The organism is Sphingomonas sp. GW821-FHT10F11 (assembly GCF_058809095.1).
In genome coordinates this window covers 17,347-32,312 of sequence record NZ_JBXASH010000008.1, presented here as the reverse complement: position 1 = coordinate 32,312, position 14,966 = coordinate 17,347, and the positions used below count along the sequence as shown (strand labels likewise).

The following is a 14,966-nucleotide window of genomic DNA, read 5'->3' as shown; positions in this document are numbered from 1 at the left end:
GAGATGGGCGCAGAACTCGCCTTATCCAACCGACCATCGCCCCCTCACCGCTCCCGAACCGTAACAGCCTTCCCCTCATACACCACCCCCGTCGCCCCATTCTCCGCAAAGTCCGGCGCGACCGCTTTGGCCGGCCCGTAGAAGCGCACCGACACCGCCCGCTTCGCCGGCATGCCCTCATACCCGCCCTCGCGCGCGCCGATGGTCAGGGTGCGCGTCGCCTGGTTCCAGGTGATCGGCACGCGGGCGTATTTGCCCTGGAGATAGGCCGGGCTCACCCCGTTATCCTCGTAGAGCGAGAAGCTGGCGTCGGCGCCGGTGAAGACATGGAGGACGAGCGGGCCGTCGGGTTGGTCCTTCGTCGACTGCACCTCGGGGCCGGTGGGCAGGATGCTGCCGGCGCGGACGAAGAGGGGCATGCGCTCGTAAGGGGCCGCCGCGGCGATCGTGCGGCCGCCCTGGTGCCAGGCGCCGGTGTTGAAGTCGTACCAGTTGGCGCCCGCGGGGAGATAGACCTGGCGGGTGCGGGCCTTGAATTCGGTGACCGGAGCAACGAGCAGGCTGGGGCCGAACAGATATTCGTCGTCGATATTCCACGTCTTTTTGTCGGCGGCGAAATCCATTACCAGGCCGCGCATGATCGAGCCGTCCTTCAAATTGGTGTCGGCGCCGAGCGTGTAGATATAGGGCATCAGCCGGTAGCGGAGCTGATCGTACCAGATCATCGAGCGCTGCATCGCTGGGTCGTCGGCGGAGATCTCATAGATCTCGCGCTTCGGCGTCTCGCCATGGCTGCGGAACAGCGGGCTGAACGCGCCGAACTGGAACCAGCGCAAATTGAGCTCGCGCCATTCGGCCCGGGCCTCGGGCAGCTGGTTGGTGTAGCGATCCTCCACCGCGAAGCCGCCGATATCGTGCGTCCAGTTGGGCAGGCCCGACATCGACACGTTGACGCCGGCCGAGATCTGATCGCGCAGATCGTCCCATCGCGCGGCAATGTCGCCCGACCACACCGCCGAGCTGGTGCGCTGCAGCCCGCCGAACCCTGAGCGAGTGAGGATGAAGGGGCGCACGTCGGGCCGCGCCTCGCGCAGGCCATCCGCCACGCCCTGGGCGTGGACCAGCGGGAAGCTGTTGAACAGGGCCGCGCCCGGGCCCTTTGCGGTCGGGCCCATCGCGTCGATGCGTTCCTCGATCGACAGGTTGGAGTGGATGTCGGGCTCTGTCGCGTCGAGCCACCAGGCGTCGAAGCCGAGGTTCACCAGCCGTTCGCGGACCTGGCGGAAATAGATCTGCCGCGCTTCGGCCGCATAGGGATCGTAATCGGTATTGAGATAGCCGGGGCCGACCCAGTCCTTGCGCTTTGCGTCGAGATTGCCGTGGTAGAGGAAGCCCTTCGCGTCGAGCTCCTTGGCGTTCGCCGTGTTCGGGTAGAATTTCGGCCAGACCGAGATCATGATATTGGCGTCGAGCGCATGCACCTCGTCCACCATGGCCTTGGGATCGGGGAAGCGCTTCTTGTCGAATTCGTGGCTGCCCCATTGGTCCTCGGGCCAGTAGAACCAGTCCTGCACGATGTTGTCGAGCGGGATGCGGCGCTTGCGATATTCGCGCACGACGCCGAGCAATTCCTCCTGCGTCGCATAGCGCTGGCGGCTCTGCCAGAAGCCGTACGCCCATTTGGGCAGCATCGCGGCCTTGCCGGTCAAGTCGCGGTAGCCGGCGACGACATTGTCCATGCTGGTGCCGCCGACATAATAATAATCGGTCGCCTTGCCGACATCCGAGGACATCCAGAGCGAATGGCGGTCGGGGGCGGGCAGGGGATCGTTATGGTAGAAGGCGATATAGCCGGCATTGGGTTCCCATTCGATGCGGATGTCGACCGGCTTGCCCTTGACCATGGGCAGGGTGAAATTGTGGAACCAGGGGTTCCAGTTCTGGCGCCAGCGTTCCAGCACCAGCTTGCCGTTCGCGAAGACCTTCACATAGCTGGAGGAATAGAGGCGGAATTTGTGCTCGCCGGTGGTTTCCGGCGTGACGGCGCCGGTCCAGACCACGCGCTGGGTCTGCACGGTCTTGCCCGCGGTGTTCTGGCCGCTGTCGGCTGACGCCACGGTCTGTGCCTTGGCCGCGGCGGGCCATTTGGCCTGGTCGCGGATATATTCGTAATTGATCACCGGCTCCTGCTGAGTCACCGCGAGCCGGTCGCCGAGATAATATTGCGCTTTCCAGCCGGGGGCGCCGCCGCTCGTCACCTTCAGCTTGGTGCCGACGAACGCATAGGGCGTGGGGTTGCCGAAGCGGGTGATCGAGTTGTTGTCCCACAGCAGCCCGTAATTGCGGGTGGAGACCAGAAAGGGGACGGCGATGTCCATATTGTGCTGGGCGAGTTCGACGTCCTCGCCATTGTAATTCATCTGGCGGTTCTGGTGCTGGCCAAGGCCGTAAAAGCCTTCGTCGGTGCCGCGGTTGAACTGTTGCTGGGTGGCGAGCCAGGGCTTGCCGTCGATCGTGACGGGCTTGAACGCGCCGCGGGTGGCTTCGTCGAGCATGAGCTTGCCGGCGGCATCGCGGAAGGCGACATGGCCGTCGCTCAGGCGGATCTCGGCGGTGGCTTTTGCCGCCTTGAGGGTGACCAGGCCGTTGGCTTCGCTGATGGCGAGGGTGCCGTGTGGTTTGGCGGTGACCATGAAGCTGTCGGGCAGGTCGAGCGACGTGCCGGGGACGGCGGTGACGCGGAAGCTGTCCTCGCCATAGACGAGCACGCGGACTCGCTTGGCCGGGCCGCTATCGGGGGTGACGACCACGCCGTGATCGACGCGCTGGACATCGGCGGCGAGCGCGCCGGTCGATGTGGTGGCGAGGAGGATTGCGGCGAGGAGAGCGGCCCCCTTCCCCTCTCCTTTCAGGAGAGGGGCAAGCTGCGCAGCAGCGCGGGGTGAGGTTGAGGGGGAGACGCTCATGCCGGTCACCCTCACCCTTCCGCCGCCTTCGGCGGCTCCCTCCCTCTCCCGCTGGGAGAGGGAAAGCAGCGCGCTCGCAATGTGTGAATCCGGTCGCCTCACGTCGTCTCTCCTATTGCCAGGTCGCAAGCTTCACGCGGAGCAGTTGCGGCTCCGAGGTGAAGTTGAGGCCGTAATCGGTCTGGTCGCCGTTCCACAAGCGGTCGAACACCCAGGCGCCGTCGACATAATGGCCCTGCTCGACGCGCTCGAGCATGAGGTGGCGTTTGCCGGGATCGGTGAGGGCGAAATCGACGCGGGCGTGGAAGCCGGTGACGAGATATTCGGACGGGCCCAGCCGCGCGATGGCGACGCCGCCCGAGGGAGTGTCGTTGCCGGTCGGGGCGGGCGTGCCGAATTGCGGAAGGCCGAAGCTGATCGTCGCCTTGTGGGCGCCGAGATCGAGCGATTGCGCGTGCTTCGCGGCCGGATCGGTCGGCTCGGCGGCGCCCCAGACCTGGCCTTCGTATGAGAGCTTTGCCCAGACGCGTTCGAGCGGGCGGAACAGGCGGTAATTGCGGGCAAAGGCTTCGATCGTCTCCGGGTCGAGCGCCTTCGCGCCGAGCGGGAAGTTGAAATATCCGGTCGCGTCCATGCCGAACGGCGCCCAGCCGATCGCGCCGCGGCCGATCGCGGGGAAGAAATAGCGGGCATAGGGGCGGGCATTGCCGGTCTCGGGCACGAACAGCGGATTGTCCGGCCTCGTGTAGCGATCGAGATAGCCGAGATACTGGGCGTGATCGGGGTTGTAGATGTCGGGGCCGACCACATCGAGATGCGGGGCGGCGGCCTTGTACACGTCGATCACCGGATGCGACGGGCCGCCCGAGGCGAAGGTGTTCGGATCCTGCCAGACGAACGGATTGCTGGTGAGCGCGGCGTTGGCATACATCGGCAGCGGCTTCACTGCCTTTCCGGCGGCGGCGATCGCGTCGATATAGCTGGCGACGTACCAGCTGTGGAAGAACAGCTCGGCATCGCGGCCGTAGAGCTGGGTCCAGCTACCGGGTTTCTTGCCGGTCTGTTTCACCAGGGCGGCGGGGACGGGGCCGGCGAACAGGCGGTTGGCTTCGGGGGAATGGTCGCGCGCGCTGCCATAGCTGCCGGCTTCGTTCTCGACCTGCACCATGATGACGGTGTTGGCCTGATCCCTGTCCTTCAGGTGGCGCATCAGCGCGACGAACGCCTTCTTGTCCGCCTCGAGCGTGGTCGCGCCGTGCGGGCTGAGCGCGTAATGCGTCTCGCCCTTGCCGTCGATCATGCGGGGGAAGCGCTTGTTGTCGAGCTTGACCCAGGAGGGCGCGTAATTGGGGCCGGTATTCTTCCAGGTGCCGAACCAGAGCAGCACGAGGCGGACCTTATGCTCGCGCGCTTCGTCGAGCAGGGTGTCGAGGAAGGAGAAGTCGAACTTCCCTTCCTGCGGCTCGATCTGTTCCCAGGCGATCGGGACTTCGACGGTGTTGGCCTTGAGCTGGTCGATCATCGGCCACACCTTGGGCAGCATGGCGGGCCAGGCGCTCGAATTGTTCACCTGAGCGCCGAGCATCAGGAAGGGGCTGCCGTCGACGATCAGGGCGTGGCGGCCGTCGCGGCTTTCGATACGGGGCAGCGGGCCGGGCGCCGCGAGGGCGGTGCCGGAGAGGGCGACCAAGGCCAATGCCCACCATGTGAGGCCCTTGAGCGCCATTTTCCCCTCTCCCCGTTCTGTCCGATTCCGGCTGAGCGCACTATCTCAGTGAAAACGTACTTTGCCAATGAAAATCGTTGGCGACGCTCAGGCGGAGCGGAGGGCAGTCGCAAAGGGGCGGCGGCGCGGTGCCGCGTCGGACTGGCGGCGGACCAGGGTGAAATCGAGCTGGAGGTGGCGCGGCGGCTCGCGGTGCCCGGCGCGGCGGCTGTGGATCTCCTTCACCAGCAGCTCGACCGCGGCAAGCGCCATGTCGGTGATCGGCTGGCGGATCGTGGTCAGCTCGGGCCAGATCGTGGTGGCGAGCGCGGTGTCGTCGAAGCCGCACACCGCCAGATCGTTGGGCACGTCGAGCCCGTGGCGATGCGCCACGGCGACGGTCGCGGCGGCCATGTCGTCGTTGCTGGCGAAGATCGCCGAGGGCGGCTCGGCCATGCCGAGAAGCTGCTCGGCGGCATCGAGGCCGGAGCGGTAGGTGAAGAGGCCCTGGACGACGAGTGCCGCATCATGGGAAAGGCCGGCGGCCTCCAGCGCGTCGCGATAGCCGGCGAGGCGGCGCGCGCTCGCGGTCTGGTCGGGGTTGCCGATGATGAAGCCGATGCGCTGGTGGCCGAGCGCGGCGATGTGCCGCGTCATTTCGAAGGCGGCGCGGTGATCGTCGATGCTGACGGCGGAAAAGCCCGGCGCGGGATCGCCGCTGGCGACGGTGACCGCCAGCCCGTCAGCCACGCGCAGGACCTCGAGCAGCGGCAGGGAATCGCACAAGGGCGGGGGCAGGAGGATTCCCTCGATGCCGCCTTGCAGCAGGCGCCGGGCGGCGTCCTCCGCCTGGGCGCCGCTTTCGCACTTCTCGACGACGATCTGGACATTGGCGCGGCTGGCATAATCGAGGCTGCCGACCAGGAACTCGCTGAGATAGGCGGCGCTGGGGTTGCTGTAGAGCAGGCCGATCCGCACCGGTGTCGCGCCGGACAGGCTGCGCGCGGCGGCGTTGGGCGTGTAGCTGAGCGCCTTGATCGCCGCGTTGACCAGCTCGCGGGTCTCCTTGTGCACATTGTCGCCGCCGTTGAGCACGCGCGATACCGTCATCGGCGACACCCCGGCCTTGTGGGCGACATCCTTGATGGTGGCGGCGTTGCGTCGCCGCCGGGACCGTTGCTGCTTCATGCGTCGGCCTCCCGGTTCATGGCGCTGCTCAGCGCCGCCGGGGCGGCGCGGTCGAGCTGCGCAGCTCGAGCGTCGCCGGCACCACGACCGGCGTGTCGGGAACGGCGCGGCCCGACCGGTCGGCGATGATCAGCTCGACCGCGCGGGCGACCACGCCGGCGATCGGCTGTACCACCGCTGTCAATGGCGGATGGGTGAAGCGGACGATCGGCGTGTCGTCGAAGCTGATCAACGACAGGTCGCGCGGCACGTCGATGCCGCGCTCGCGGCCCGCTTCGAGCGTGGCCAGCGCCATCTGGTCGTTGCTCGCGATGATCGCGGTCGGCGGCGCGCCGCGATCGAACAGCTCGGTCGCCGCCTTCCTGCCCGAAGCATAGCTGAAATCGCCCTCGGCGAGCAGGTCCGTTTCCAGTCCTGCCTCTGCCATCGCCGAGCGCCAGCCCTGGACTCGCCAGGTGCTGAGTTCATATTCGGGCGAGCCCGCAATGAGGCCGATGCGGCGATGGCCAAGCCCGACGAGATGCTCGGTCGCCATGCGCGCGGCATGCTCGTCGTCCATCGTGAGCGCGAAGCCGGGGCCCTCGGTGAGCGAGCCGATCCGCGCGAAGCTGATCTTCTGTTCCTCGAGCAGTTCGGTGATCAGCGGGTTCTGCGAATGCGGTGGGGTGAGGATCACGCCGTCGGGCTGGAGTGCCGCGATCGCGCCGAGCAGTTCGCGCTCGATATGGTCGCTATGCGTGTCGACCAGCTCGACGATCATGCGATAGCCATGCTCGGCGCAGGTCAGCATGCCGCCGAGCAGCATCTGGTCGATCCAGTCGGCGCCTTCGCGCTTGCGCCAGTCGGCGATGGTGCGTTCGCGGTCGTTGAGCGCGAGGATGAGATAGGAACGCGAGCCGCTCATGCGCTGCGCTGCGATCGAGGGCACATAGCCGAGCTTGTCGATCGACGTCTGGACCCGCAGCGTCATCTCGGGCCTGACGTTCGGCTCCTTGTTGATCACGCGGCTGACCGTCTGGAGCGATACGCCGGCATCGGCGGCGACATGCTTGATCGTGACGGCCTGGCGGCGCCTTGCCATGTTGATCAGCCTCGCGCCGCGGGGGTCGACGCGCCGCAATAGCGGGCGACATAGGCGCCGTGCTCGGGCAGCGAGGCGACGGTGCGCGACACATTGTCGCGGATCGTGCCGAGCAATTTGTCGAGTTCCTCGTCGCGCAGCTTCGCGGCGATCGGATGATAGGTGCGCGGCACGATGCCCTGGCCCATCATCACCTGGACCCAGCTATTCTCGGCAAACAATTCCTCCTCCTTGCGGAAGACGCGGCCGGTCTCGCGGAACAGCTCGATCTTCTGGGTGAGGGTGTCGGGGATCGGCATCGCCGCGCACTGCCGCCAGAAGGGGCTGTCGCGGCGTTCGGTCGCCTTGTAGTGCAGGATCAGGAAGTCGCGGATCTGCAGCGCGTCCGCATCCTGCTGGTGGTTGAACTCGGCCACGTCGCGCGCGCTGATCTCGCCCAGGGGCATCATCCGGATCAGCCGCAGCACGGCGCGCTGGATCAGGTGGATGCTGGTCGATTCGAGCGGTTCCATGAAACCGCCCGACAGGCCGATCGCGATGCAGTTGCGATACCATTGGCGCCGCCGCGATCCGGTGGTGAAGCGGAGGAAATTGGGCTCGGTCAGCACCTCGCCCTCGACATTGCCGAGCAGCCGTTCGAGCGCTGCGTCGCGCGAGAGATAGCGGCTGCAATAGACGAGGCCGTTGCCGCTGCGATGCTGCAGCGGGATGCGCCACTGCCAGCCGGCATCATGCGCCATGGCGCGGGTATAGGGGGCGGGCGGACGGACATTCTCGGTCTGCAGCGCGATGGCGCTGTCGCAGGGAAGGTAATGAGTCCAGTCGTCGAAGCCGGCGTGAAGCGCCTGCTCGATCAGCACCGCGCGAAAGCCCGTGCAATCGAGGAACAGGTCGCCCTCGATGCGCGTGCCGGATTCGAGCACCAGGGCGGCGATGTTGCCGCTCTCGCCGTCGAGGGCGACCTGCGCGATCTTGCCTTCGACGCGTTTGGTACCGTCGCCCTCGGCCATGGTGCGGAGGAACTTCGCATAGAGCGTGGAATCGAGCTGATAGGCATAGTTCATGCCGTCATCGGGCAGGTGAGCGAACTTGCCCTGCAGCGCGGCGATCAGCTCGAGGCAATAATCGTCATAGGATTGCTCATAGCCCTTGCTGCGCGCGTAGAGCCAGAAATGCTGGAAGCCGGCCGACCAGTGATCCTTGCCGGTCAGGCCGAAGCTGTGGAAATAGCGGTCGCCGATATTTTTCCAGTCGTCGAACAAGATGCCCAGCTTGAAGGTCGCCTGGGTGGCGCGCATGAAATCGGCCTCGTTGATGCCGAGCAGCCGGTTATAGACGACGAGCGGGGGGATGGTGGATTCGCCCACGCCGATCGTGCCGATCGCGTCGGATTCGACCAGGGTCACATCGACGGTGCGCCCCATGGTCCGCGCGATCGCCGCCGCGGCCATCCAGCCCGCGGTGCCGCCGCCGGCGATGACGATGCGTCGTGGGTGCGGAATGCCGTCGGTCATTGGCTCAATTGCCTCAGCAGGAACGCACGGATTCGGCCGGCGCTTTCGGGGGTCAGGGGGGCGAGGATGCTGCGCCCCTCTTCGGGAATATGGGCGGTCACGTCGCCGGCATTGCCGAAGACATAATAGTCGAACAGGTCGCGCCAATAGGCCTTCTGGTCGTCGGGCAGGTCGCGGATCGCCAGCATCGCATGGTTGAGCGCGTCTTGGGGCTGGCCGAGCCAGCGCGGCGTCTCGCGCCACCAGTAATTGACCAGGACGTTGAACGGCTCCAGCCCCTCGACATGGTGCCACCAGAGCGCCGGGATATAGAGGGCGTCGCCCGCCTCCAGCTCGATGGTCTGGGCATGGGCCAGCGCCTCGCGGAAGCGTGGATACGCCGAGAAGTCGGGCGCGTGGAAATCGACCATGCTGATCGCGCGGCCGGCGGGCGTGTTGTCGACCGGGCCGAGATAGAGGTTGCGGAACTGCTCGCGCGGGAAAAGCGTGAAGCGGCGGCGGCCGACCGCGACGCAGGCGAGATTGTGCGGCACGTCGTTATGCGCCGCGATCCGCGTGCGCGTGCCCATCCAGATGCTGGCGAGCGGCGACCGGCCGTGGAGATCGACGTGATTTTCCTCATGCAGGCCGTTGAAGAACTCGTGCATGTCGACCGAGCCGAGATAGATCGGCGGTGCATCCGCACGGCCTTCGTTCGCGTCGATCTTCGCGAAGATCTCGGGCAGCCTGGCGCGCAGCATGTGGAAGTTCATGCCCATGGCGTCGTTGTAGAACAGCCGTCCACCCGATGCCGGGGATCCCACCGATACCGCGAAAGGCACGTCGCGGTGCCGCTCCAGCAGATAGGCGCGTGCGTCCCGGTTCGAGCGCCGGCCCGCCCGCACCAGCGGCCAGTCGGCGACCAGCCCGCGCACCACAAAAGGGCGATCGGTTTCGCGCAGCAGCGAGTCGAGCGCGGCCGCGTCGGCGACCATGACCTCGGGCACTGCCGCGAGCGCCTTGAAGATCGCAGGGTCGGCCTCAGCCATGCCCGATCCGGCGGTTCTTGCGCGCGATCAGCTCGCGCAACCGACCGAGCGAAGCGAGTGCCATGAAGATCGGCATCAGATGATCGTCGGCGTGAAGCTTGCCCAGCGTGGCGGCATCGAACTCGCGCAGCCGATCCTCGTCGATAGCGTGGAAGCCGACCAGGCGGTTGGTCGATCCGTCGTCGAGCGTGATCTCCAGTGTCAGCGGCTCGAGCAGCTTGTAGCGTTCGAGCGCAGCGAAGAAACCCTCGGACGCCTGATAGCCCTGGTCGAGCTCGCCCAATTTGTCGGTGATCGATTCCAGATAGGGGGTCGGCCGCCCGTCCTCGTCGAACAGCCGCACGCCGTCCGCGCCCCCGTCCCTGGCGACGCGCGGGCTGGCGAGATCGATATGCACCTGCTTGTCGCCGCGCTCCGACGGTGATCCGCCGATCAGGAACGGCTGGATGTCGATCGCCAGCGGCAGGTAGCGCGCATCCCATGTGCCGTGGTCGAGGAACAGGTTCTCGCCGGTCTCGAATCCGAACATCGCCAGCGCGGCGAAGCGGTCGCGCTCGTCATTGAGACGGAACAGGATCGGATATTCGTCCTGCACGCGGCGGAACTCGCTCGGCACCACGATGCTGCACATCACCGCATCGCCCAGCGCGGCACCGCGCTCGGGGTGCACGCGGAGTTCGCGATGGTCTTCGACGGTAAGAAGCGCGTGTCCGGACATGTCAGCGACTATTTTCCATGGAGGGCACGACGCGGTGACCCGCGCGCAACGCGTCGAGATAGGCGCGATTGGTGGGCAGGCTGGCAGCGAGCACGCGGGCCCGCTGCTCGACCTGGTGAAGCTGGTGGGTTACGCCGTTGCCGGGCGCTCCCTGGATCGCGCCGACGGGCGGGGCGGGAAAGCCCATGCCGTACAGCACATATTGATAGCTCGCCGCCGGGAAGATCTCCTCGGCCGCCGGCAGGTCGGCGCGCGACGGCGGCTGGTCGCGCCAGATGCGGAGCAGCTCGGCCAGCCGCGGCGGGATCGATGCGGGGTCGCGATGGTCGCGCCAATAGGGCTCGTCGCGCTCGCTCAGCACATAATGCAGCTTGAGGAATTCGACGATCCGGTCCCAGCGATAACGGAACAGCGTGTTGAACCGGCCCGCATGGATGTCCATCACGTCGCGGGTCGCCGGGAAATTGTCGAGCAGTGCCTCGAGCGACAGCTCGGCCAGTACGATCGCCGATGCCTCGAGCGGTTCGAGGAAACCCGCCGACAGCCCGATCGCGAGGCAATTGCGCTCCCAGAAGCGCTCGCGATGGCCCGAGCGGAAAGTGAGGCGACGGAACGCCAGGCGATCGGCTTCGGCTCGCGGCATAGCGCGGCGCAGATAGGCGGCGAGGGTCGCCTCAGCCTCCTCGTCGCTCGCATGGCGCGACGAATAGACGCAGCCCACACCGCGCCGGGTCGGCAGCCCGATGTCCCAGATCCAGCCGGCGGCGTGCGCGGTGGCGTTGGTCTGCGATGCGATCGCGCTGTCGGGCGCGACCGGTACCTGCACCGCCAGCGCGCGATCGTTGAACAGCTCGCCGCCGCGGTCGAGGAAGCCGACGCCATATTGCTCACCGATCAGCAGCGCGGCGTGGCCGGTGCAATCGATGAACAGGTCGCCCGCGATATCGCCCGAAGCCCGCGTCCGGACCGCCGCGATATCGCCGTCCTCCATCCGCTCCACCGCGACGACATGGTCGCGCACGTGGCGCACGCCGAGCCGCTCGGTCGCGTGCCGGCTGAGCAGCGCCGCCAGCTTCGTGGCGTCGAGGTGATAGGCATAGTTCAGCGCGCCCGCATAATCCGGCATCGCCCGTTGGCGCGGGGCCAGATCGAGCGCGCACGGACGTGCCTGGGGCGTGACCGTATCGGCGAAGCGGCGGTCGATGGCCTGGTCGCGCCATGCCGCCACTACATCGTGCGGATCGCCGTCGATCGGCGCGACGAAGGGGTGGAGATACTCGTCGCCATCGGCGCCGGTGCGCCAGCCGACGAAGCGCGACCCCTGTTTGAACGAGGCGTCGCAGGCGACCAGGAACTCGGTTTCACTGATGCCGATCCGCTCGAGCGTCCGCCGCATCGTCGGCCAGGTGCCCTCGCCCACGCCGATCGTCGGAATGTCGGGCGATTCGATCAACGTGACCGTGAGGGGTGACCGGGCGGCCGGATTGGCGCGAGCGGCGATAAGGCAGGCCGCGAGCCAGCCGGCGGTACCGCCGCCGACGATCACGATCCGAGAGACTGCCCTGTCCACGCTACGCGCCTTCATCCACGATCGGCAACTTGCCGTGCCGGAAGAGGAAAAGCCACCCTCGTTCGAGGGTGGCTTTTCCGTTATCCGCACTCTTCCGACGGGGTCGGATCAGAACGACGCCCGGACGCCGAACGAGTAGCGGGCGTAGCCCGGTGCAACGACGGTCACGTTGCGATCGGACCGCTGATGGGCACGCCGCCCCGAGCCGGTGAGGTTGATGACCTCGCCGAAGACGCTGAAGCCCTTCATGAACTCATAGCTCGCGCTCGCATCGACCTGGCCATAGGCCTCGACATAAGTGGGGTTGGGGCCCCCGCCCTGCAGGAACTCGTCGCGCCAATTGTACGCGACACGTGCCTGGATGCCGTATTTGTCGAAGAACGCCACCGCATTCGCGCTGTTGCTGAGCCCGGTCAGCGCGAACTGGGTGAAGCTGGCTGGCTTGCTGTTGTCGTAGACCGCGCTGCCGTCGACGATCGTGTAATTCAGGATCGCCCCGAAGCCGGTATCCCAGAAGCTGTGCTGCACGGCGAATTCCCAGCCATGGAGCGACGCGGTCTGATCGCTGTTCACCGGCGTGGTGATCTGGAAGTTGAGCGCCGGATCCTCGGGCAGGGCGTAGATCAGACCCAGCGCCGCGTTCGACGATTGCGGATAATTGGCGAAGATATACTGGCGAATCTGGCCGGCCGATGCGTTGGGCCCCAGCGCCGCGAGCGCTGCATTGTAGCGCGGACCGCCCACGGGGGTGGTCAGGCCGAACGCATTGGTGTCGATGCGCGTGGACGAGATGAAGTTCGCGACATTCTTGTGGAAGAAGCCCACCGATACATAGCTGTCGCGGCCATAATACCATTCGGCCGAGAGATCGATATTCTTGGACTTGAACGGGATCAGGCCCGGATTGCCTTGAGCGCCGGTGCCGCCGCCGACACGGAACAGCGTGTCCAGCGTTCGCCCACCCTGCATGAGATTATAGGGAGCGCGGGTGATCGTATGGCTGTACGACGCGCGCAGCTTGACGTTGCGGAGCGGCGAGATGTCGAAATCGATCGACGGCAGCCAGTTCTGGTACCAGCCCTCGAACCGGGTAAAGGTGCTGTTGCCCGAGTTGACGACGTTGAACTCGTTCTCTGCCACCCACTGGGTGCGCAACGGCACCGGCACCAGCGCCGCCGAGGTGATGTCGGTCGTCTCGTAGCGCACGCCGGCGACGACGTGCGCCGGATTGTTGAAGGCGTCGAACTTGGTCGCCACCTGCAGATAGGGTGCAATCGTCTTTTCGCTGATGCGCCGGTCGGTATCGAAATTGGCAAGGCAGGTGCCCGAGATATTGGAACCTGTGCGCGGCTGGCTGCATGCGTGGAACTGCGATTCGAGCAGATCGACCATCTGCTCGAAGTTGAACGTGAAGAATCTCTGGGCCATGCCCGGTTGCGCAAGGCCGGGGAACAGGTTCGGCACCGTCGCGATCGAGAGCATGCTGTCGGGGAGCGACGATGCCGGGCCGATGCCGCCCCAGGTGTCGTTCTGAATCGTGCCGAAGGCCGAGCGGACCTTGTTCTGCACATAGGAGACGCCGAAATCGAGGCTGTCGAGCAGACCATTGTCATGGTCATAGTGACCGCTCAGCTGGATCTGGTTGATCTCGTCCTTGAAATAGGCGTTGCGGAATGCGTTGCCGGTCGGCGTGACCAGCGCCGCGTTGAGCGGGTCGATCCCGGGGAACATGTTGAAGGACATGACCGGCAGGTCATTGTCGAAGTTGAGCGTCTGGTTCTGGACGCCGAAGATCGCGGTACCGACCGACATGCTCGAGCCGAACTTGTTGGTCGGCTTCACTTCGGCCGTCGAATGATGCGCGTCGAGCGTCACCGTCACGCCGCCCGGCGCTTTCCAGACCAGGTTGCCGCCGAGCGATTTGTTCTCGGCGCGGTTGGCGGTGAGCGAACCGCTATAGGAAAGGTCCTTTCCGACGCTGCACGTCGACGACGGCGCCACGCAACCCGGATCAGGCGCGGCGAACCGCTCGGTATAGAAGATCGGGCCGGCGACCGGACCATCGGTCCAGGCGCTCGACGTATCGCCATGGTTGAACCAGACGCCGAAGTTGCTGTTGCGGGCTTCGACGGTGTTGCGCGAATAGGTATAGTCGACCGTCGCGGTCAATTCATCGGTCGGGCGGAATTGCAGGACGGCCTGGCCGTTGATGCGTTCGCGATCGATGTTGTTGAACTCGTAGGACGCGTTTTGCGGGACCTGATAGACGTCGGTCGGATCGGGCCGGTTGGTGATGTTCGCGGCGCCCGCGCTGCCGGGCTGCGCCAGCGAGCCCCAATTGTTCTCGTTGCCGAGATACCCGTCGCGCCAGCCGACGTTCGCCTGGTTCGTGCTGAACTTGCGCTTCTGGTAGGAACCGATGATCGCGATGCCGATACGGTCGTCCGCCAGGGTGGTGCTGAAGATGCCCGAGACTTCCGGCGTGATGTCGTTCTTGCCGTTCTGCGAGCTGTCGAGCACGCCCTTGACGGAGAGGCTGCCGCGCGTACCCGGCCGGTCGAGCGGGCGCGGGGTGCGGATGTTGATGGTCGAGCCGATGCCGCCCGATTCGATCGTCGCCCGGCCGCTCTTGTAAACCTCGACCGCGGCGATGCCTTCGGAGGCGAGGTTGGCGAAATCGAACGAGCGCGACGACGGCGCGCTGCCGCCGTCGCCGATCAGCGCGGTCGGCATCTGGCGGCCGTTGAGCGTCACCAGGTTGAATTCGGGGCCGAAGCCGCGGACGGTGACGAGCGAGCCTTCACCATTGGAGCGGTCGATCGACACGCCGGTGATGCGCTGAAGCGATTCGGCGAGGTTGGTGTCGGGGAACTTGCCGATGTCTTCGGCCGAGATCGCATCGACCACGCCCTGCGAATCGCGCTTGATGTCGAGCGCCTGCCGCAAGCTGGCGCGGATGCCGGTGACGACGATGTCGGTTTCTTCAGCGGCGGGCTGGTCCTGGGTGAGGCCGCCTGCAGCCGCATTCGCGTCCTGCGCATAGGCGGCGCCGGAGACGGCGGATATCGCCAGAACGGAAGCCCCAACCACCAATCGCGAAATCACGCGAGCCGAGTAACGCCGCATATATCCTCCCCTTAGTTTTATCAGTGCAGCTTGATCCGCACTTTATTGATAACGTTCACTTGCGAAATTT

At 66.0% G+C, this 14,966-nt stretch carries 9 protein-coding genes; all 9 read right to left on the bottom strand.

What is annotated here, in order from left to right:
• Window positions 1-44: 44 nt before the first annotated feature.
• The gene (locus AC1RT8_RS19980) at window positions 45-2,966 is read right to left on the bottom strand and encodes a TIM-barrel domain-containing protein (RefSeq protein ID WP_493077741.1); all 2,922 of its coding nucleotides are present in this window, start codon (window positions 2,964-2,966) and stop codon (window positions 45-47) included.
• Between the two features lie 112 nt (window positions 2,967-3,078).
• Window positions 3,079-4,692 (bottom strand): DUF5597 domain-containing protein, encoded by a 1,614-nt coding sequence (locus tag AC1RT8_RS19975; protein ID WP_493077739.1) that lies wholly within the window; start codon window positions 4,690-4,692, stop codon window positions 3,079-3,081.
• 87 nt (window positions 4,693-4,779) lie between these two features.
• Window positions 4,780-5,859, bottom strand: a complete 1,080-nt coding sequence (locus AC1RT8_RS19970; protein ID WP_493077737.1) for a LacI family DNA-binding transcriptional regulator — start codon at window positions 5,857-5,859, stop codon at window positions 4,780-4,782.
• A 28-nt stretch (window positions 5,860-5,887) separates the two neighbouring features.
• Window positions 5,888-6,940: a LacI family DNA-binding transcriptional regulator gene (locus AC1RT8_RS19965; protein WP_493077735.1), complete on the bottom strand. Its 1,053-nt coding sequence runs from the start codon at window positions 6,938-6,940 to the stop codon at window positions 5,888-5,890.
• A gap of 5 nt (window positions 6,941-6,945) precedes the next feature.
• Complete coding sequence (locus AC1RT8_RS19960; RefSeq protein ID WP_493077734.1) at window positions 6,946-8,454, bottom strand: tryptophan halogenase family protein; 1,509 nt, start codon at window positions 8,452-8,454, stop codon at window positions 6,946-6,948.
• Window positions 8,451-9,482 (bottom strand): cupin-like domain-containing protein, encoded by a 1,032-nt coding sequence (locus tag AC1RT8_RS19955; RefSeq protein ID WP_493077733.1) that lies wholly within the window; start codon window positions 9,480-9,482, stop codon window positions 8,451-8,453. Before AC1RT8_RS19955 ends, AC1RT8_RS19960 begins: the two co-directional genes overlap by 4 nt.
• The gene (locus AC1RT8_RS19950) at window positions 9,475-10,200 is read right to left on the bottom strand and encodes a SapC family protein (protein WP_493077731.1); all 726 of its coding nucleotides are present in this window, start codon (window positions 10,198-10,200) and stop codon (window positions 9,475-9,477) included. The genes AC1RT8_RS19955 and AC1RT8_RS19950 overlap by 8 nt, the downstream gene beginning before the upstream one ends.
• 1 nt (window position 10,201) lies before the next feature.
• Window positions 10,202-11,770: a tryptophan halogenase family protein gene (locus tag AC1RT8_RS19945; RefSeq protein ID WP_493077729.1), complete on the bottom strand. Its 1,569-nt coding sequence runs from the start codon at window positions 11,768-11,770 to the stop codon at window positions 10,202-10,204.
• A gap of 108 nt (window positions 11,771-11,878) precedes the next feature.
• On the bottom strand, window positions 11,879-14,896 hold the full coding sequence (locus AC1RT8_RS19940) for a TonB-dependent receptor (RefSeq protein WP_493077727.1): 3,018 nt from the start codon (window positions 14,894-14,896) through the stop codon (window positions 11,879-11,881).
• Window positions 14,897-14,966 lie beyond the last annotated feature (70 nt).

Excerpts from the sequence above, each read along its gene's own strand:
- AC1RT8_RS19940 (WP_493077727.1), bottom strand. The coding sequence starts at position 14,896 with ATGCGGCGTTACTCGGCTCGCGTGATTTCGCGATTGGTGGTTGGGGCT.
- AC1RT8_RS19980 (WP_493077741.1), bottom strand. The coding sequence starts at position 2,966 with ATGAGCGTCTCCCCCTCAACCTCACCCCGCGCTGCTGCGCAGCTTGCC.
- AC1RT8_RS19975 (WP_493077739.1), bottom strand. The coding sequence starts at position 4,692 with ATGGCGCTCAAGGGCCTCACATGGTGGGCATTGGCCTTGGTCGCCCTC.
- AC1RT8_RS19955 (WP_493077733.1), bottom strand. The coding sequence starts at position 9,482 with ATGGCTGAGGCCGACCCTGCGATCTTCAAGGCGCTCGCGGCAGTGCCC.
- AC1RT8_RS19970 (WP_493077737.1), bottom strand. The coding sequence starts at position 5,859 with ATGAAGCAGCAACGGTCCCGGCGGCGACGCAACGCCGCCACCATCAAG.
- AC1RT8_RS19965 (WP_493077735.1), bottom strand. The coding sequence starts at position 6,940 with ATGGCAAGGCGCCGCCAGGCCGTCACGATCAAGCATGTCGCCGCCGAT.
- AC1RT8_RS19960 (WP_493077734.1), bottom strand. The coding sequence starts at position 8,454 with ATGACCGACGGCATTCCGCACCCACGACGCATCGTCATCGCCGGCGGC.
- AC1RT8_RS19950 (WP_493077731.1), bottom strand. The coding sequence starts at position 10,200 with ATGTCCGGACACGCGCTTCTTACCGTCGAAGACCATCGCGAACTCCGC.